This window comes from Sanguibacter suaedae, assembly GCF_016342785.1.
In the GTDB taxonomy this organism is placed as follows: Bacteria; Actinomycetota; Actinomycetes; order Actinomycetales; family Cellulomonadaceae; genus Sanguibacter; species Sanguibacter suaedae.
Genome location: NZ_JAEINH010000004.1, coordinates 316,963 through 334,775 on the forward strand (window position 1 = coordinate 316,963; position 17,813 = coordinate 334,775).

At 72.5% G+C, this 17,813-nt stretch carries 18 protein-coding genes; 9 read left to right on the forward strand and 9 right to left on the reverse strand.

What is annotated here, in order from left to right:
* Positions 1-3 precede the first annotated feature (3 nt).
* From JAV76_RS07205 to JAV76_RS07225, 5 genes are all read left to right on the forward strand, one after another.
* Positions 4-339 carry a hypothetical protein gene (locus JAV76_RS07205; RefSeq protein ID WP_198733339.1) on the forward strand — a complete coding sequence of 112 codons (336 nt, stop codon included), beginning with the start codon at positions 4-6 and terminating at the stop codon, positions 337-339.
* 10 nt (positions 340-349) lie between these two features.
* Positions 350-1,912, forward strand: a complete 1,563-nt coding sequence (locus JAV76_RS07210; protein ID WP_198733340.1) for a phosphomannomutase/phosphoglucomutase — start codon at positions 350-352, stop codon at positions 1,910-1,912.
* Positions 1,909-2,130 carry a Trm112 family protein gene (locus JAV76_RS07215; RefSeq protein WP_198733341.1) on the forward strand — a complete coding sequence of 74 codons (222 nt, stop codon included), beginning with the start codon at positions 1,909-1,911 and terminating at the stop codon, positions 2,128-2,130. The genes JAV76_RS07210 and JAV76_RS07215 overlap by 4 nt, the downstream gene beginning before the upstream one ends.
* Before the next feature lie 93 nt (positions 2,131-2,223).
* On the forward strand, positions 2,224-3,147 hold the full coding sequence (locus tag JAV76_RS07220; RefSeq protein WP_198733342.1) for a cation diffusion facilitator family transporter: 924 nt from the start codon (positions 2,224-2,226) through the stop codon (positions 3,145-3,147).
* Between the two features lie 585 nt (positions 3,148-3,732).
* On the forward strand, positions 3,733-4,230 hold the full coding sequence (locus tag JAV76_RS07225; RefSeq protein WP_198733343.1) for a hypothetical protein: 498 nt from the start codon (positions 3,733-3,735) through the stop codon (positions 4,228-4,230).
* A 102-nt stretch (positions 4,231-4,332) separates the two neighbouring features.
* On the opposite strand, the gene JAV76_RS07230 is transcribed toward JAV76_RS07225, so the two are convergent.
* The 3 genes from JAV76_RS07230 to JAV76_RS07240 form a co-directional block, all read right to left on the reverse strand.
* The gene (locus tag JAV76_RS07230) at positions 4,333-5,262 is read right to left on the reverse strand and encodes a glycine betaine ABC transporter substrate-binding protein (protein ID WP_198733344.1); all 930 of its coding nucleotides are present in this window, start codon (positions 5,260-5,262) and stop codon (positions 4,333-4,335) included.
* A gap of 108 nt (positions 5,263-5,370) precedes the next feature.
* A complete protein-coding gene (locus JAV76_RS07235; protein ID WP_198733345.1) occupies positions 5,371-6,246 on the reverse strand; it encodes an ABC transporter permease in 876 nt (291 codons plus the stop codon).
* On the reverse strand, positions 6,243-7,454 hold the full coding sequence (locus JAV76_RS07240) for a quaternary amine ABC transporter ATP-binding protein (RefSeq protein WP_198733346.1): 1,212 nt from the start codon (positions 7,452-7,454) through the stop codon (positions 6,243-6,245). The genes JAV76_RS07235 and JAV76_RS07240 overlap by 4 nt, the downstream gene beginning before the upstream one ends.
* Positions 7,455-7,956: 502 nt before the next feature.
* Between JAV76_RS07240 and ahcY the strand changes: the two genes are divergently transcribed.
* The 3 genes from ahcY to JAV76_RS07255 all read left to right on the forward strand — a co-directional run bounded on the left by ahcY (position 7,957) and on the right by JAV76_RS07255 (position 11,734).
* Positions 7,957-9,489, forward strand: a complete 1,533-nt coding sequence (gene ahcY, locus JAV76_RS07245; protein WP_198733347.1) for an adenosylhomocysteinase — start codon at positions 7,957-7,959, stop codon at positions 9,487-9,489.
* A 191-nt stretch (positions 9,490-9,680) separates the two neighbouring features.
* Positions 9,681-11,066, forward strand: coding sequence for a sensor histidine kinase (locus JAV76_RS07250; protein WP_307844065.1), 1,386 nt, complete (start codon positions 9,681-9,683; stop codon positions 11,064-11,066).
* Positions 11,067-11,077: 11 nt separating this feature from the next.
* Positions 11,078-11,734, forward strand: coding sequence for a response regulator (locus tag JAV76_RS07255; RefSeq protein ID WP_198733349.1), 657 nt, complete (start codon positions 11,078-11,080; stop codon positions 11,732-11,734).
* A gap of 7 nt (positions 11,735-11,741) precedes the next feature.
* Here the strand turns inward: JAV76_RS07255 and JAV76_RS07260 are convergent, their stop codons facing one another.
* Together JAV76_RS07260 and JAV76_RS07265 are read right to left on the reverse strand one after the other, a co-directional pair.
* Positions 11,742-12,608, reverse strand: a complete 867-nt coding sequence (locus tag JAV76_RS07260; protein ID WP_198733350.1) for an LLM class flavin-dependent oxidoreductase — start codon at positions 12,606-12,608, stop codon at positions 11,742-11,744.
* Positions 12,609-12,628: 20 nt separating this feature from the next.
* Positions 12,629-13,444, reverse strand: coding sequence for an RDD family protein (locus JAV76_RS07265; protein ID WP_198733351.1), 816 nt, complete (start codon positions 13,442-13,444; stop codon positions 12,629-12,631).
* An 80-nt stretch (positions 13,445-13,524) separates the two neighbouring features.
* Here JAV76_RS07265 and JAV76_RS07270 point away from each other — a divergent pair, with 80 nt between their 5' ends.
* Entirely contained in the window at positions 13,525-14,514 is a 990-nt protein-coding gene (locus JAV76_RS07270; RefSeq protein WP_198733352.1) for a stage II sporulation protein M, read from the forward strand.
* Here JAV76_RS07270 and JAV76_RS15115 read toward each other — a convergent pair whose 3' ends face one another.
* From JAV76_RS15115 to JAV76_RS07285, 4 genes are all read right to left on the reverse strand, one after another.
* Positions 14,515-14,637 (reverse strand): hypothetical protein, encoded by a 123-nt coding sequence (locus tag JAV76_RS15115; RefSeq protein WP_268922192.1) that lies wholly within the window; start codon positions 14,635-14,637, stop codon positions 14,515-14,517.
* A complete protein-coding gene (locus tag JAV76_RS07275) occupies positions 14,637-15,929 on the reverse strand; it encodes a DUF58 domain-containing protein (protein WP_198733353.1) in 1,293 nt (430 codons plus the stop codon). The genes JAV76_RS15115 and JAV76_RS07275 overlap by 1 nt, the downstream gene beginning before the upstream one ends.
* Before the next feature lie 10 nt (positions 15,930-15,939).
* Positions 15,940-16,881, reverse strand: coding sequence for an AAA family ATPase (locus tag JAV76_RS07280; RefSeq protein WP_230402015.1), 942 nt, complete (start codon positions 16,879-16,881; stop codon positions 15,940-15,942).
* Positions 16,882-16,949: 68 nt separating this feature from the next.
* Positions 16,950-17,813 (reverse strand): DUF4350 domain-containing protein (locus JAV76_RS07285; protein ID WP_198733355.1); only part of this gene is annotated, 864 nt, incomplete at its 5' end.

The window sequence follows — 17,813 nt, forward strand, 5'->3', positions numbered from 1 at the left end:
CCCGTGCCGGCCGAGCCACGTCCACGTCCGCGACGCCGCAAGGCGGTCGAACCCGAGACGCCGCTCGGCTCGCTGAGCCAGCCCCGCGGCCCCGTCCCCGGTCCTGCTCTCTGCCCGGCGTGCTCCTCCGGCTCGCTCACCCGGCTCAGCCTGCCCACGCGGAGCGCCGTGCCGGCCGTGTTCGTCTCCTGCCACGACTGCGAGCGGTCCGGCTACTACGCGGCCGACGACGGCCGCGAGCTGAGCAGGGCGACGGTCCTCGGCGAGGCCGGGAGCGAACCGGACGCGCCCACGCCCCCCTCGACGTCACCGGCAGCCCCGGAGGGGCTGGACCAGTAGGCTTCCCTCCATGGAACCCACCGCGCGACCGGCTCAGCCGGTGACCTCGGACGCGTCCGCCCAGCCGGTCGACCTGTCCGGTCTCATCAAGTCCTACGACGTCCGGGGCACGGTACCGAGCCCCTTCGGTCCCGACGTGGCCGAGGCGATCGGTGCAGGCTTCGCGACGGCCGTGGTCATCCCGGACGCGGGTGACGCGGGCGACGCGACGCCCGCTGCGCTCGAGACGCCCACCACGGGCACCATGGGTCGCCCGCGCGTGGTCGTCGGGCACGACATGCGCGAGTCCGGTCCGGCCCTCGTCGAGGCGTTCACGCGCGGGCTCACCGCGGCGGGGATCGACGTCGTGAACATCGGGCTGTGCTCCACCGACGGGCTCTATCACGCGTCCGGCACGCTCGGCGTGCCCGGGGCCATGTTCACCGCGAGCCACAACCCCGCCGAGTACAACGGCATCAAGCTGTGCCGCGCTGGCGCGAGGCCGGTCGGCCAGGACACGGGGCTGACGCGGGTCCGAGAGCTCGCCGAGCAGTACCTCACGTACGGTCTCCCGGGTCCCGCGACCCAGCTCGGCCAGGTGACCGAGCGCTCGATGCTCGCCGACTACGCGGCGTTCCTCCGGGGGCTCGTCGACATCTCGGGTATCCGGCCTCTCAAGGTCGTCGTCGACGCGGGCAACGGCATGGGCGGCCACACGGTCCCTGCCGTGCTCGGCACCGAGGCCGGTCTTCCCGCGCTGCCGCTGGACGTCGTCCCCCTGTACTTCGAGCTCGACGGCTCGTTCCCCAACCACGAGGCCAACCCGCTCGAGCCGGCCAACCTCGTCGACCTCCAGGCGGCCGTCGTCGAGCACGGCGCGGACATCGGCCTGGCCTTCGACGGCGACGCCGACCGGTGCTTCGTGGTCGACGAGCAGGGGCGTGCCGTGAGCCCGTCCGCCATCACCGCGCTCGTCGGTCTGCGCGAGGTGGCCCGCGAGCAGGCGGAAGGTCGCCAGCCCACCGTCATCCACAACCTGATCACGTCCGCGGCCGTCCCGGACCTCCTGGGCGCCGCGGGCGCCACCGTGGTCCGCACGCGGGTCGGGCACTCCTTCATCAAGGCGACCATGGCGGAGCACCGTGCCGTGTTCGGGGGCGAGCACAGCGCCCACTACTACTTCCGCGACTTCTTCTTCGCCGACACCGGCATGCTCGCCGCGCTGCACGTCCTCGCCGCCCTCGGGGAGCAGCCCCACCCGCTCTCCGCCCTCGCCGAGATGTACGAGCCGTACGTGGCGAGCGGCGAGATCAACTCGCGCATCGACGACGTGCCCGCGGCCCGGGCGCGCGTCGTCGAGGCGTACGTGACGCAGGAGGGGGCCGGGCCGGTGACCGTCGACGAGCTCGACGGTCTCACCGTCTCGCACTGGGACTCCCACCCGCAGTGGTGGTTCAACCTGCGGGCCTCGAACACGGAGCCGTTGCTCCGGCTCAACGTCGAGGCGGCGGACGAGGACATCATGGTCAAGGTGCGCGACGACGTCCTGTCGCTCGTCCGCGCCGAGGAGACCACCGACGAGGAGCAGCGATGACGACCACCGGACGCGGGGACGCCCCCCGAGGGCCCTTCCCTCTCGACCCGTGGGTGCGCAGCATCCTGCGCTGCCCCGCCTCGGGAGCCGAGCTCGTCGACGGTTCCGGCCCGCTCGGCGAGCCCGAGCTGCACTCCACCGCGAGCAGCGACCCGCTGGCCTACCCGGTCCGCGACGGCATCCCCGTGCTCCTCGTCGAGGACGCCCGCCCCCTGTAGGTCGCGGGCGCTTCGGCGCCCGGAGGAACTGGGCGTACCGGCGCCCCTGCGCCACCCCCTGCACGTCCCCACCACACACGAGCTGGAGCTCCCATGTCCGCACACGGCGGGTCCAAGGCGATCATCGCGGCGCTGGTCGCCAACCTGGGGATCGCGGTGACGAAGTTCGTCGCCTACCTCCTCACGCACTCCTCGTCCATGCTCGCGGAGTCCGTCCACTCGCTCGCGGACTCGGGAAACCAGGCGCTCCTTCTCCTCGGGGGACGCCGTGCGAAGCGGGCGCCCGACGAGGAGCACCCGTTCGGGTACGGGCGCGAGAGGTACATCTACGCCTTCATCGTGTCGATCGTGCTCTTCAGCGTGGGTGGGCTGTTCGCCCTCTACGAGGCGTACCACAAGTGGTCGGACCCGCACGGGATCGAGTCGTGGCACTGGGTGCCGGTCACGGTCCTCGTCGCGGCGATCGTCATGGAGTCGTTCTCGTTCCGCACGGCCATCCAGGAGTCCAACCTGGTGCGCGGAAAGCAGTCGTGGACGCAGTTCGTGCGGACCGCGAAGGCGCCCGAGCTCCCGGTGGTGCTCCTCGAGGACCTCGGTGCGCTCGTCGGGCTCGTCCTGGCCCTGGGCGGCGTGAGCCTGACCCTGCTCACGGGCGACGGCCGCTGGGACGCGGCGGGGACCGCGTGCATCGGCGTGCTGCTCGTCGTCATCGCCGTGGTCCTCGCGCTCGAGACGAAGTCCCTCCTGCTCGGCGAGTCCGCCACCCCGGACCACGTCCGGGCCGTGCGCGCGGCGCTCGTCGGGCCCGGCGTCTCCTCCGTCATCCACCTCAAGACCCTTCACCTCGGCCCCGAGGAGCTGCTCGTCGCGGCGAAGATCGAGGTCGCGGGCGAGCAGACGGCCGCCGCGGTCGCCGATGCGATCGACGCCGCGGAGACCCGGGTGCGCGCGGCGGTGGACCTCGACCTGCAGATCTACCTGGAGCCGGACCTGCGCAACGTCGTGCAGGCCGCCTGACGTCGTCCTCGCTCTCGTCCGCGCAGCCCCGGACCCGGTCCGGCCGGGACCTCCGACGCCGCCCCGTGCCTCGTGCTCGGGGCGGCGTCGTGCGTCCGGGCATCGGTCGGCGCACGGTCGGTACACGGTCCGCATCGGGTGAAATCGGGCGATCCGGGCTGGAGGGCCGGTCCGGCCGGTGGTCGGGCCCGGGCGGACGGGTGATAAAACGTCGCGGCGCTGTGACCTGCGGCGCGATGGCGCCGCCCCGAGGAACTGTCGTCAAAGAATAACGTACCCCGGTCCAATGACCATTGTTCAGTGAATTCAGGTAGGTGAGGCATTGCTTCTTCGTGCGTGCCGGAGAGGGTGCGTAGGAACACCTGAAACCGCTAGATGCTGCGGATCTCACGCCGGCCGCGGCCGTCTTGCCACGTACCTGACGAGGCTGGGTGGAAGATGTCTGAACTCTGGGAAAATTCGGGGAGAGATGCTGCTCGCGCGTCGGACGTGAAATACGCTGGGTGCCAATTCGGGTTCGTCCCGGATGTCCCAACAGGCCGATTGCTGGCCGCCACCGATGTCCCTCTGACGGAAGCAGTCCTCATGCTCAAGAAGATCCTCGTGGTGCTGACGGCAGCCCTCGCGCTCGTCGTCGCCCCGCTCGCCACCTCATCAGCGACCGCCGTGGACTACCCCGCGTCGGTCTACACCTCGACCTCCCTCCAGGTGCAGCCTGCCTGGCCCGGGTTCGCGCCGGTCGCGAACGTCCGGGTGGCCGCCGACGTCGGCACCCCGACCGGAATGGTCACGGTCTCCGTCTTCAACCGGGACGGGATCGCCGTGAGCACCCGTACCGTCTTCCTCAACAACGCCGGGGACGACAGCGGGTGGCCGGGATCGGCCTCCGTCTCCGTCCAGCTGCCCTCGGACTTCGAGGCAGGTCGCTACACCGTCCGTGCCCTCTACCAGGCCACCGAGGGCAGCGAGTTCCTCAACAGCCAGAGCGCGCTCAGCGGTCTCGGGATCGCCGGCCCCGCCAGTGCGTGGGACCGTGCCCCCCTGCCGCAGCGTGACGCCCTCGGCGCGGGCGTGTCCCGCTAGCCAGCACCACCGGTCCGCCGGGTGACCTGCCGCCCGACGGACGACGAGGGCCGGGTGTCGTGATGACACCCGGCCCTCGCCGTCGTTCTCAGGAGGTGGGGATCAGCCCTCCGCGGCTGCCTTGAGGTCCTCGACGAAGTCGGGGTTCTCCTCGAGCCACTGAGCGGCCGACTCGTCGTTCTGGGTTCCCTCGTTCTCGTTGAACATGAGGTTCTCCAGGGAGAAGAGCTGCTCGTCGGTCAGCGTGAACGCGGCGATCCAGGACGCGACGGTCGGGTAGTCCTCGGCGAACCCGGTGCGACCCACGGTGTGGATCTCCTCGGCGTCGCCGAGGGCGCCCTCGGGGTCCTCGAGGTCGCGGATCGGGTACTCGTCGTACGCCCAGTGCGGGCGCCACAGGGTGACGGCGACGTTCTCGCCGGCGTCCGTCGCCCCCTTGAGCTCGGCGAGCATGGTGGGCGTCGAGGAGATGACGTAGTCCATCCCCTCGAGCTCGTACGTCGGGATGACCTCGTCCTCGGTGATGCGGGTGAGGCCTGCGCCCGCCTCGATCCCCACCAGACGGTTGCCGTAGGCGTCCGCGTTCTCGGCGAGGTCGGCGAGCGACGTGGCGGGGGAGTCCTCGTTCACGGCGATGGTGAGCTTCGCGTCGTCGTACCAGACGCCGAGCTGCTCGAGGTCCTCGCCGTACTGCTCGAGGTAGTCGGCGTGCGTCGCGGGCAGCCACATGTCGAAGTTCACGTCGTAGTCGCCGCCGGCGACGCTCGTGTAGACGATGCCCGGGTCGGCGACCTCCGCCTCGACGGTGTAGCCCTCCTCCTCGAGCATGACCTTGAAGAGGTGCGACACGGCGATGCCCTCGTCCCACCCGGAGTGGATCCCGATGGACAGGTTCGTGAGGTCACCGTTCTCCAGGCGGGGGGCGTCCTCGTCGGTCGCCTCCGACGAGTCGGAGGAGCAGGCTGCCAGGCCGAGGGTGAGCGCGAGCCCGGAGGCGACGATCGTGGTGCGGCGTGCGGTGCGGTTGAACATTGTTTCCTTCCTGCTGGCAGCGGGTCCTGATGACTCGCCGCCGTGGGTTGGCGGGTGGTGCGGGCGACGCCCCGGCCCGCCGGGCCTGGGCGTGAGGTTCAGGACGGGCTAGGCGGAGGCCTTCGACGCCCGGGCGATGCTCGACCGGTCCCCGAGCGCCGAGGTGACGCGGTCGAGGAAGATCGCGAGGATGACCACGGAGATCCCGGCCTCGAAGCCGAGCGCCACGTTGACGCGCTGGACGGATCCCACGACCTCCTGGCCGAGACCGGGGGCGCCGACGAGGCCGGAGATGACGACCATCGACAGCGAGAGCATGATGACCTGGTTGACCCCGGCCATGATCGTGGGCATGGCCAGGGGGAGCTGGATCTGGCGCAGGATGCGCCCGTCGCTGGCGCCGAAGGCGTGGCCGGCCTCGACCACCTCCTTGTCGACCTGCCGGATGCCGAGCTCCGTGAAGCGCACACCGGGGGCGAGGGCGAAGATCACCGTGGCGACGAGCCCGGGCACCACGCCGGCGCGGAAGATGAGCACCGTCGGGATGAGGTACACGAACCCGGGCATGGTCTGCATGAAGTCGAGGACGGGACGGACGACCCGGGACACACGGTCGTCGTGCGCCGTCCAGATGCCCAGCGGGATCGCCACCGCGAGCGCGATGGCGGAGGCGATGAGGACGAGCGCGAGGGAGAGCATCGCGTTGTCCCACTGGTCGACGGCCTGGATGACGACGAACCCGAGGAGGGCGGTGACGGCCAGTCGCCAGCCCTTGGCGAAGAACGCGAGCGCGGTGAGCGCGAGGGCGACCCACCAGAACGACGGGGTGGTGAGGACGGCCTCGAGGAGGTCGTAGCACCACAGGAGGGCGTCCTTGACGTGGTCGAAGAGGTCGCGGAACGTCGTGGTCATCCAGTCGACGGCGTCGGAGACCGCGTCGCCGAGGGGCAGGCGGGGGATCCCGGAGGAGGCGAGGAGGGTCATGACGGGGTCCCTTCGTCGGTGGTGGCGTCGTCGTCGGCGGAGGCGGGGACCATCGCCTCGAGCAGGGCGACGCGGGGGACGACGCCGAGGAGTCGGCCGTCGTCGTCGGTCACGGGCACGGGGAGGGTCGACCCGGCTGCGGGGCCGAACATCTCGGAGAGGGGCGTGTCGGGGGAGACGGTCTCGAGCGGGTGGACGAGCTCCTCGATGCCCTGGGCGCCGGCACGCTGCGCGGTGACGACCTCGTGGTCGTGGACGACGCCGCGGAACGTCCGGGCGCGGTCGACGACGTAGGCCGAGGAGACCTGCGCCTCGCTCATGGCGTGCAGGGCCTGACGGGGGCCGCCGGTGAGGGGGGTGACGGCCGCGGGGCGGCGCAGGAGGGTGGAGGCGGTCAGGACGCGGGTGCGGTCGACGTCCGCGACGAACTGGGCGACGTAGTCGTTCGCGGGGTCGGAGAGGATCTCCTCGCTCGTGCCGATCTGCACGATGCGGCCGTCGCGCATGACGGCGATCCGGTCGCCGAGGAACATCGCCTCGTTGAGGTCGTGGGTGATGAAGATGATCGTCTTGCCGAGCTTGTGCTGGAGCTCGACGAGCTGTTCCTGCATCTCGCGGCGGATGAGGGGGTCGAGCGCGGAGAAGGCCTCGTCCATGAGCAGGACGTCGGTGTCGGCGGCGAGAGCGCGGGCGAGCCCGACGCGCTGCCTCATCCCGCCGGAGAGCTGGGAGGGGAGGTGGTGCTCCCAGCCGCCGAGGCCGACGAGCTCGAGCGACGTCATCGCCTTCTCGGTCCGCTCGGCCCGGCCCACGCCCTGGATCTCGAGCGGGTAGGCGGCGTTGTCGAGGACGGTGCGGTGGGGCAGCAGCGCGAAGTGCTGGAACACCATGCTCACGGACGTCTGGCGGACCGTGCGGAGCTCCTTGGCGGAGAGCGTGGCGAGGTCGGCGCCGCCCACCTCGACGGTGCCCGACGTCGGCTTCCACAGGCCGTTGAGCATGCGGATGAGGGTGGACTTGCCGGATCCGGACAGGCCCATGACGACGAAGATCTCGCCGGGCGCCACCTCGAAGCTGGCGTCGATGACGGCGGCGGTGCCGTGCTTGGTCACGTCGTCGCGGCCGGCCCCGTCGCGCAGGGCGCGCACGGCTTCCTCCGGGCGGCGTCCGAAGACCTTGTAGACGCTGTCCACTCGTACTGCGGTCACTAGTCACCTCGTTCAGGGCCCACCGGTGGTGGGGTGGGCTGCGGGCCTGCACGGACGTGGTCCGTGGCACGGTCGGGCCGCCGACGGGTGTCGGGTGGCTCCGGAGCCGCACGGCCGAGCCTCGGGCCGGGGATCGCGGGCAGGAGGGGTGTGCACGACGGGTCGTGTCCACGCTCGCCGCGCAGGAGGGCCGCGTACCGGGGGCTCGGTCAGGCCAATCGGTCCTTGATCGGTCAACTACCAGGTTGCCTCATCCGAGGGACGAGGTCGACCGTGTCATGACCCGGAGCGCCCTGTCCGAGGACGTCCCTTTGCCCGGAACCCCGCGCTGACAAGCATCTCGGCATGCTCAGGAATCGTTATGCCCCTGTGACCTCGGATGCTCACGCGAAGTCTGGTATGTCCGGAACATTGCTATCTGCCTCTCGCTGGTCGTCGCCGCACGCTCGCGTCGAGGCGTCGTACCCTGGAGGTGACCCGTCACGTCTGAGCTCGGAGCGCAATGACCACCCAGGCCACCCAGTCCGCCACGCCCGCACCCTCCGCCTCGCGGTTCGACGAGGTCCCCGGCCGGTACAAGGTCCGCGACCTCTCCCTCGCCGAGTCCGGGCGCCACCAGATCCGGCTCGCGGAGCACGAGATGCCCGGCCTCATGGCGCTGCGCGCCGAGTACGGCGAGAGCCAGCCGCTCCGCGGTGCACGCATCGCGGGCTCGCTGCACATGACGGTCCAGACGGCCGTCCTCATCGAGACGCTCACCGCCCTCGGTGCCGAGGTGCGCTGGGCGTCGTGCAACATCTTCTCCACCCAGGACGAGGCGGCGGCCGCGATCGTCGTGGGTCCGACCGGCACGCCGGAGGACCCCCGGGGCGTCCCCGTGTTCGCGTGGAAGGGGGAGACCCTCGAGGAGTACTGGGAGTGCACGGAGCAGATCCTCGTGTGGCCCGTCACGGACGACGCCACCCCCACGGGACCGAACATGATCCTCGACGACGGCGGGGACGCCACGCTCCTCGTCCACCAGGGCGTGGCGTACGAGCGCGTCGGGGCCGTGCCCGCCGACACGCGACCGGGCGAGCCCGACCACTCCGACGAGAACAACGTCGTCCGGGGGCTGCTGCGTCGCACGCTGCAGGACGACCCGCTGCGGTGGTCGACGATCGCCGAGCAGATCCTCGGCGTCACCGAGGAGACCACCACCGGCGTGCACCGCCTCTACCAGCTCGCCGAGGCCGGCCGGCTCCTGTTCGCCGCGATCAACGTCAACGACTCCGTCACCAAGTCGAAGTTCGACAACAAGTACGGGATCCGGCACTCCCTGCCCGACGGCATCAACCGGGCCACCGACGTCCTCATGGGCGGGAAGGTCGCCTTCGTGGCCGGCTACGGCGACGTCGGCAAGGGCGCGGCCGAGGCGTTCCGCGGGCAGGGCGCACGCGTGGTCGTGAGCGAGATCGACCCCATCTGCGCCCTCCAGGCGGCGATGGACGGGTACCAGGTGGTCCGGATCGAGGACGTGCTCGACCAGGCGGACTTCTTCATCACCACCACGGGCAACAAGGACGTCATCACCGCGGAGCACCTCGCGGGGATGAAGGACAAGGCCATCGTCGGGAACATCGGGCACTTCGACAACGAGATCGACATCGCCGGCCTCGCCGACGTGCCGGGTGTCTCGCGGACGGAGATCAAGCCCCAGGTCCACGAGTGGACCTTCCCGGACGGACGGTCGATCATCGTCCTGTCCGAGGGGCGCCTGCTCAACCTCGGGAACGCCACCGGCCACCCGTCCTTCGTCATGAGCAACTCCTTCGCCAACCAGGTGATCGGACAGATCGAGATCTTCACCAAGGCCGGCACGGACGACGGCTACGGGCGCGAGGTCTACCGCCTCCCCAAGCTCCTCGACGAGAAGGTCGCCCGTCTCCACCTCGACGCGCTCGGCGTGCGTCTCACCGAGCTCACCAAGTCCCAGGCCGAGTACCTCGGCATCGACGCCGCGGGGCCCTACAAGGCCGAGCACTACCGGTACTGACCGGCACTCAACGGCGCTGACCGGTCCGGCAGGACGAGGACCAGGCCGGACCAGGACCGGACCAGGCCGGGGACCAGGACCGGGGCAGGCTGCCCCGGTCCTGGGGACGTCCCCCGTGCGCCGCGGCGGCCCACCCCCTGGGCACGAGGACGACGGGTGGACAGGATGAGGGCATGGTGACGGACGTGCACGTGAGGGAGCCACAGGCGGCGGCCGGGGACGCGCAGGCCGGCCTGCGGCGTCGACGTGCCGTCCGGCCGCTCGAGGACGTGGGTTTCTGGCGGGGCCCGTTCTCCGCCAGGACGTGGCGCGAGCTCGGCTTCCTCCTCGTCGTCATGCCCTGGTCGGTGGTCGGCGCCGTCTACGTCGTCGTGATGATCGCGCTCACCGCGGGGCTCCTCGTCACCGTCGTCGGCGCGGGCTTCGTGCTGGGCGGCATGGTCCTCGGGGCACGCGGGCTCGGTGCCCTCGACCGAGGCCTCGCGCGCGGCATGCTCCGTGCGGACATCGCGTCCCCACCCGCCTTCAGGCCGCGCCGAGGGCTGTGGGGGTCCATCTGGGCCATGGTCTCCGACGGCGCGGGGTGGCGGGCGGTGGCGTTCCTCGTCCTCCAGTTCCTCCTGTCGCTCGCGACGCTCCCGCTCGCCCTGACGTTCCTCGTCACCCCCCTCGGTGCGATCACGCACTGGATCTGGGGCCCGTACCTCCCGGCGTCCCCGGGCACGGACGGCGAGATGCACCGTGGTGCACAGCTCGGCCCCTCGTTCTTCGTGGACACACCCTCCCGGTACGTGGCGTTCGCGCTCCTCGGCGTGCTCCTGCTGTTCGTCGGGTCCGCCGTGGTCCGCGGCCTCGCCCACCTCCACAGGATCCTCGCAGAGGCCCTGCTCGGTCCCACCGCGGCGAGCCTGCGCGTCGCCAGCCTCGAGCACTCCCGCGGAAGGGCGGTGGAGGACGCGGACCTCACGCTGCGCCGCATCGAGCGGAACCTCCACGACGGGACGCAGGCCCGGCTCGTGGCCATCGCCATGCAGCTCGGCGAGGCCAAGGAGCAGGCGGTGTCCTCCGGGACGCCGGAGGAGCTCACCGACCTCATCTCCGCCGCCCACACGGCCACCAAGGAGACCCTCGTCGAGCTCCGGGAGCTCGCGCGCGGCATCCACCCGCCGGCCCTCGACAACGGTCTCGCGGTCGCGCTCGAGACTCTCGGGGCACGCAGCCCGCTGCCCGTCACCGTCGACGTCGACCTGCCCGGCCCGCCGGCCCCCCGCCCCGCCGAGGCCATCGAGACCATCGCCTACTTCTGCGTGACGGAGCTCCTCACCAACGCCATCAAGCACGCGCGCGCCACCGCCGTCCACGTCCGCGTCACCGCGAGGGACCGTACGCTGCACCTCGTGATCAGCGACGACGGCGTGGGCGGGGCGGCCATCCTCGTGCCCGACGTGGCGGGCCACCACAGCGGGCTCGTCGGCCTCGCGGAGCGGGTGCGCTCCGTGGACGGCGACTTCGCGCTGTCCAGCCCTCCCGGGGGCCCCACCGTCGTCACCGTCGTCCTGCCGCTCCACATCTCCTGAAGGGCCCCGCGTTGCGCATCCTCATCGCCGAAGACTCCGTCATCCTCCGGGACGGCCTCGTCGCGCTCCTCACCCGCCGCGGTCACGAGGTCGTCGGGGCCGTCGGGGACGGTGCGGAGCTCCTCCGTGCCGTCGAGGACCTCGCACCCGGTGACGCCCCGGACGTCGTCGTCGCCGACATCCGCATGCCGCCGACCTTCACGGACGAGGGCCTCCAGGCGGTCCTCGCCATCCGGACCGCACGTCCGGAGCAGGGGGTCCTGCTCTTCTCCCAGTACGTGGAGAGCAGGTTCGCCACCCAGCTCCTCACCGGTGACGCCCGTGGCGTCGGGTACCTGCTCAAGGACCGTGTCGCCGACGTGTCGGACTTCCTCGACGCGCTCGAGCGCATCGCGGCAGGCCAGACCGTGCTCGACCCCGAGGTCGTCACGCAGCTCATGGGGGCGTCGCACAAGGACGACGGGCTGTCGCGGCTCACGCCACGCGAGCGCGAGGTCCTCGAGCTCATGGCGCAGGGGCGGTCCAACTCGGCCATCGCGGAACGTCTCGTGCTGTCCTACGGTGCCGTCGAGAAGAACGTCTCGGCGATCTTCACCAAGCTCGACCTCCCGGTCGACGCGGGGGACCACCGACGCGTCCTCGCCGTGCTGCGCCTGCTCAACGCCTGAGCCCTCCTCAGCGAGGGCGTCCCGCGGCGACCTCCTCGAGGACCCGCTCGTCGCCGGCGTAGATGCCCTCCGCGCGCGGCCAGTGCACGACGACGTCCGTGAAGCCGAGCGACTCCGCGCGGTCCACCTGCCCCCAGAAGTGCGCGGCGCTCGACAGGGCGTACGTGTGGGAGTCGATGCTCAGGTACCGGGGGTGGGCGTCGGCGGGCAGGCCCGCCTCGGCGAGGGTCCGGGTGTAGCGGGCGGAGAGGACCTCCAGGGAGGACCACCAGTCCTCGAGGGTCTCCTGCTTCTCCGCGCCCGTCGTGGCCCACCCCTCGCCGCGGCGGACCGCGACCTCCATGGCGCGAGGCCCGTTGGCAGCCACGAGGAACGGCATGCGGGGGGTCTGCACGCTCCCCGGCACGTTCCGCGCCTCCTCGGCGGTGTAGAACCGGCCCGAGTGCGATGCCAGGGGCAGGGTGAGGAGCATGTCGAGGACCCGGACGAACTCGTCGAGGCGCTCCACCCGCAGGCGGGGCGTGAGCACCGGTGACCCGAGGACGGTGGCGTCGAAGCCCAGCCCGCCCGCGCCGACACCGAGCAGCATGCGGCCGTCGCTCATGTCGTCGAGCGTCATGAGCTCCTTGGCGAAGGGCACGGGGTGACGGAAGTTCGGTGACGCGACCCACGTGCCGAGGCGGATGCGGGAGGTCACGAGCGCCGCGGCCGCCAGCGTCGGGACCGTCGCGAACCACGGCTCGTCGGCGAGCGAGCGCCACGCGAGATGGTCGTACGTCCACGCGTGGTCGAACCCGTACTCCTCGGCGCGCTGCCAGATCGGGGCCGCGTCGGACCATCGGTACTGGGGCAGGACGACCACTCCGAGGCGCATGCCCCGAGCCTACGCGGTCGTCAGGACGGGTCGGGGATGCCGTAGGGCAGGCGCCGGACGGCCTCTGCCTGCTCCGACGCGAGCGCGTGCGTGCGCTGCGCGCGCACCCAGTCGCGGTCCCGTCGCTCCGCGAGGACGGCCATGCAGAACTCCTCCGGGTGGGTCCCCGCCGGGGGTGGCGGGGCGACGTACCGGGAGAGCCGGGTGGCGAGGTCGCTCCCGACACGGGCCCGCGACGCGGGGTTGAGTGAGCCGACCCGCCCCAGGAACTGACGCACGGCGAGGGCCAGCCCGTCGGGCAGGCGTCGCATGTCGGCGTGCTCCGCCCAGGCGGCGAGCCGCGGGGGCATGACGACGTGCGCGAGGTCCTGCCGACCACCGCGGACGCGCACCGCGTACGTCCCCGCGAGCATGTCCCCGACCCGCCGTCCCTTCGTGTTGCTCAGGGACGCGATGAGCGCCACGGACCCGAGGGTGAGCCACAGCTCCCCGACGCCCGCGAGGGCACGGACGAACGCGTGCCGGAAGCGGACGGGTCCGCCGTCGTCCCGCACGACGCGGATGCCCGCCGCGAGCTTGCCCAGCGACCGGCCACGGGTGAGGGTCTCGACGGTGGTGGGCACGATCACCATGACGGTGACGAGCACGGCGATGAGCACGGCCGGCGCGAAGTCCTGGCCGGAGACGAGGACGGTGCCCACGGCCCCCCAGAGGAGGAGCGCGAGGACCAGGGCCTGCGCCGCGAGATCGAGGAGGCTGCCGAGCATGCGGGTCGCGAACGACGCAGGTCTCGCGTCGAGGACGACGCCCTCGCCGATGACGATCCCGCCGTCCATCCGACCTCCCGGGTAGCGGGCGCGAGGCCCGTGCGTGCGCGGCTGCCCGCCGTCACCTGTCGTATGGCAGGGTATCGTCCGTGGACCTCGACGCCTTCACCGCAGTGCACGAGCCGCAGTGGCAGCGTCTCGCGGACCTCTCCCGCCGACGCCGGCTCTCCGGGTCGGAGGCCGACGAGCTCGTGCGGCTCTACCAGTCGGTCGCGACGCACCTGTCGACCGTGCGTTCCGCCGCGCCCGACCCGGCGCTCGTCGCACGACTCTCGGACGTCCTCAACAGGGCCCGGACCCGGATCAGCGGGGCGCACGAGCCCGCGTGGCGTGACGTCCGCACCTTCGTCGTGGAGTCGGCGCCCGCGGCGCTGTACCGCCTGCGCTGGTGGATCCACGGTGTCACCCTCGCGTGCGTGCTCCTCGCGGTCGTCGCAGGCGTGTGGGTGGCGTCCACGCCCGAGGGGCTCGCCGCGGTGGGGCCGCCGAGCTTCCGTGAGGCGTACGTCGACGAGGCGTTCGCCTCGTACTACGACCCCGGTGCGGACTTCGCGGCCGTCGTGTGGACCAACAACGCGTGGATCGCCGCCCAGGCCGTGGGGTTCGGGATCAGCGGCGTGTGGCCGGTGTTCGTGCTCGTCCAGAACGCCGTCATGGTCGGGGCGATCGGCGGCATGATGGCCCACTACGGCGAGCTCGGGCTGTTCCTCCAGCTCATCCTCCCGCACGGCCTCCTCGAGCTCACGGCGATCTTCGTCGCCGGTGCGGCCGGGCTGCGGCTCTTCTGGACGCTCGTGGAGCCCGGCCACCGGTCCAGGTCGCGCGCGGTCGCCGAGGAGGGGCGTGCCCTGTTCACGGTCGCCATCGCCCTCGTCGTCGTCCTCGGGGTCTCGGGCCTCGTCGAGGGCTTCGTCACCGGGTCCACGCTGCCGTGGTGGCTGAAGATCGTCATCGGCGCCGTGGTGCTCGCCGCGTTCTGGACGTACACCCTGGTCCTCGGCCGCCGCGCCGTCGCGGCCGGCGCCACGGGTGATCTCGACGCGCGGCTCGCCGGGGACGTCCAGCCCGTGGCCGGCTGATCAGGCGACGAGCAGGTACAGGGCGGGGGCCGCGGTCACGAGGACCATCGAGACGACGACGGCGATCGCCACCCGTCGGGTGCGACGTTGGCGGGACGAGGAACCGTTCGGGGTGAGACGCATCAGAGCCTTCCTGCTGCCTTGAGGGCGAGGTACGTGTCCGCCAGGCGTGGTGCGAGGTCGTCCGGCGAGGCGGCGACCACCTCGACGCCCCGGCGGTTGAGGACCATTGTCGCTGCTCCGCGCTCGAGCTCGGCACGCTCGGCGGCGGCCGCGTCGAACACGGCGGCCGCGTCCTCGCGAGAGGAGCGCAGGTCGGCGACGTCGGGGTCGTCGACGGAGGCGAGCACCACCTGGTGGGACCCGGTGAGCTGGTCCACGACGGGGAGGATCCCGTTCTCGACGGCGGACGGGTCGAGGGTGGACAGGACCACGACGAGGGCGCGCTGCGACAGGCGTTCCTGGACGGCCCCCACCAGCCCGGCCCAGTCGGCCTCGACGAGCGACGCCTCGAGCGGGGCCATGGCGTCGGCGAGCGCGGGCAGCAGCCGCGGTCCGGCGGCCCCGGTGACGCGGGCGCGGACGGCGCGGTCGTAGGCGAGGAGCTCGACGCGGTCCCCGGCGCGGGCGGCGAGGGCGCCCAGGAGGAGGGCCGCCTCGATGCTCGCGTCGAGGCGCGGCTGGTCGCCGACCCGCGCGGCGGACGTGCGGGACGTGTCGACGACGACGAGGACCCGGCGGTCGCGCTCGGGGCGCCACGTGCGCACCACCATCTCCCGCCCGCGGGCGGACGCGCGCCAGTCGATGGACCGGACGTCGTCGCCGATGACGTACTCGCGCAGGGAGTCGAACTCCGTGCCCTCGCCGCGGACCTGGACGGCTGCCCGGCCGTCCATCTCCCGCAGCCGTGCGAGGCGGCTGGGCAGGTGCTTGCGGGAGGCGAACTCCGGCAGCACGCGGAGCGTGCCGGGGACGGGACGGGACCGCTGCCGCCCCGCGATCCCGAGCGGGCCCAGGGTGCGGACGGTCACGAGGTCCGCGGTGCGGTCCCCGCGCCGCTCGGGGACGAGCGGCGTGACGAGGCGTCGGGACTCCCCGGGTGGGACGGACACGGGGTGCCGGTCCGGTCCGGCACCGGCGGAGGGTGGCCACGCGTCGCGGACGACCCCGCGCAGCGGGCGGCTCCCGGCGTTCGTCGCCACGAGCGTCGACCGGGTCCGTTCGGTGAGTCGCACGGCCCGCGGGAGGTCGCGGTGCACCTCGAGGGCCGACGGGTCGGCCGCCAGGCGCGCGTCGACCACGCAGACGACCACGACGGCGAGGGACCACAGGAGGACGGCTCCGGTGCTCTGCGTCCACACGGCAGGGACGCACCCGATCGCGGTGAGGGCGACGGCGCGCCAGGTCAGGACCATCGAGCGCCCGTCAGCGGGGGACGGGCACGGACGCGAGGACGGTGCTCAGCACGCTCTCCGCGCTCACGCCCTCGAGCTCGGCCTCCGGGCGCAGCTGCACCCGGTGGCGCAGGGTCGGGTGGGCGAGCGCCTTGACGTCGTCGGGCGTGACGAACGACCGCCCGGAGAGCCACGCCCAGGCGCGCGACGTCGCGAGGAGCGCGGTCGCCCCGCGGGGGGAGACGCCGAGCGACAGGGACGGCGACTGCCGGGTGGCCCGGCACACGTCGACGACGTACCCGAGGACCTCGCGGGAGACCTCCACGGCGGCGACCTCCTGGCGGGCGCGCTCGAGATCCTCGGCGGTGGTCGTCGCCCGGACACCTGCCGCCGCGAGGTTCCTGGGGTCGAACCCGGCGGCGTGGCGTGCGAGGACCTCGATCTCCTGGTCCCGCTCGGGCAGGGGGAGGACGAGCTTGAGGAGGAACCGGTCGAGCTGGGCCTCGGGGAGCGGGTAGGTGCCCTCGTACTCGACGGGGTTCTGCGTGGCGATGACGAGGAACGGGTCGGGCAGCGGCAGGGGCTCGCCGTCGACGCTCACCTGACGCTCCTCCATGGCCTCGAGCAGGGACGCCTGGGTCTTGGGCGGTGTCCGGTTGATCTCGTCGGCGAGGAGCAGGTTGGTGAAGACGGGGCCCTCACGGAAGCTGAACTCCGCCGTCCTCGCGTCGTACACGAGCGACCCGGTGATGTCGCCGGGCATGAGGTCGGGCGTGAACTGGACGCGCTTGGTGTCGAGGTCCAGGGACGCGGCGAGGGTGCGCACGAGGAGCGTCTTGGCGACGCCCGGCACGCCCTCGAGGAGGACGTGCCCGCGGCACAGCAGGGCGATGAGCAGGCTCGTCACGGCGGCGTCCTGCCCGACGACGCCCTTGGCGACCTCGTCACGGACGGACGCGATGGTGGCGCGCAGGTCGGCGCTGGGGGTGGCAGCCTGCGGCGTGGAGCCGTAGGTGGCCGGGACGGGGGACTCGGGGGTGCTCACGGGCGGTGAACCTCGCTCTCCAGGTGGTCGAGATCGGTCGCGAGGCGCGTCAGCTCGACGTCGCCCGCAGGGGGTGGTCCGTACAGGAGCGCGCCGACGTCGGCGGCGGGCCGGTCGGCCGCCCGGGCGACGGTCGCGACGAGCGCGTCGGGCCCGGTGGTGCGTGGCAGTCCGAGGCGCTGCGCCATGCGGTGCGCGGCCCCGGCGCGCAGCGCTGCGCCGGCGTGCGCGTGGGCGCGGGCCTGGCGGTAGAGGCGTCCGCGGCCCACCGTCGTCTCCGAGGCGCGGACCGTCACGGGCAGGTCCTCCGACGCGAGCCGGCCCAGCCGACGGCCGCGCCACAGGGCGGCGACGAGCACGACGAGCCCGAGCTGGAGGGCGAGGGGCCCCGCCCAGGGCGGCAGGAGACCGGCGATCCCCGGGTCCTCCTCGACGGTGGTGGGTCGTTCCGGGACGAGCCACACGAGGTCCGGGTGCTGCCCGAGGAGGCGCAGCCCGAGGGCGGCGTGCCCGTCGGTGGTGACGGCATCGTTGGTCAGGGCGGTGGCGTCGTCGAGGACGCGGACGTCCCGCCCGTCCTCCTCGAGGACGGCGAGGTGCCCGGCCCCTGAGTCGTCGACGAAGCAGAGGGTGGCGTCGGTGGCGTCGTCCGTCAGCCGGAAGGACGTGCCGGGCGAGGTGAGGCTCCCGGCCGCCAGGGCGTCGGGGTCCGTGCACGCGGCCGTGCGTGGTGCGGTGCCGGGGGAGCGGCCGGCGTGCTGCAGCTGCGGGGTGACGGTGGCGAGCAGCTCGACGCCGGGCCCCACGAGCACGAGGTCCGCCCCGGTGTCCGCGAGCGAGCGGGCGACGTCCGCGTCCAT

What these genes read in the sequence shown, in the direction of transcription:
- JAV76_RS07210 (WP_198733340.1), top strand. Translation starts at nt 350, where the DNA reads ATGGAACCCACCGCGCGACCGGCTCAGCCGGTGACCTCGGACGCGTCC.
- JAV76_RS07215 (WP_198733341.1), top strand. Translation starts at nt 1,909, where the DNA reads ATGACGACCACCGGACGCGGGGACGCCCCCCGAGGGCCCTTCCCTCTC.
- JAV76_RS07220 (WP_198733342.1), top strand. Translation starts at nt 2,224, where the DNA reads ATGTCCGCACACGGCGGGTCCAAGGCGATCATCGCGGCGCTGGTCGCC.
- JAV76_RS07225 (WP_198733343.1), top strand. Translation starts at nt 3,733, where the DNA reads ATGCTCAAGAAGATCCTCGTGGTGCTGACGGCAGCCCTCGCGCTCGTC.
- JAV76_RS07230 (WP_198733344.1), bottom strand. Translation starts at nt 5,262, where the DNA reads ATGTTCAACCGCACCGCACGCCGCACCACGATCGTCGCCTCCGGGCTC.
- JAV76_RS07235 (WP_198733345.1), bottom strand. Translation starts at nt 6,246, where the DNA reads ATGACCCTCCTCGCCTCCTCCGGGATCCCCCGCCTGCCCCTCGGCGAC.
- ahcY (WP_198733347.1), top strand. Translation starts at nt 7,957, where the DNA reads ATGACCACCCAGGCCACCCAGTCCGCCACGCCCGCACCCTCCGCCTCG.
- JAV76_RS07260 (WP_198733350.1), bottom strand. Translation starts at nt 12,608, where the DNA reads ATGCGCCTCGGAGTGGTCGTCCTGCCCCAGTACCGATGGTCCGACGCG.
- JAV76_RS07265 (WP_198733351.1), bottom strand. Translation starts at nt 13,444, where the DNA reads ATGGACGGCGGGATCGTCATCGGCGAGGGCGTCGTCCTCGACGCGAGA.
- JAV76_RS15115 (WP_268922192.1), bottom strand. Translation starts at nt 14,637, where the DNA reads ATGCGTCTCACCCCGAACGGTTCCTCGTCCCGCCAACGTCGCACCCGA.
- JAV76_RS07275 (WP_198733353.1), bottom strand. Translation starts at nt 15,929, where the DNA reads ATGGTCCTGACCTGGCGCGCCGTCGCCCTCACCGCGATCGGGTGCGTC.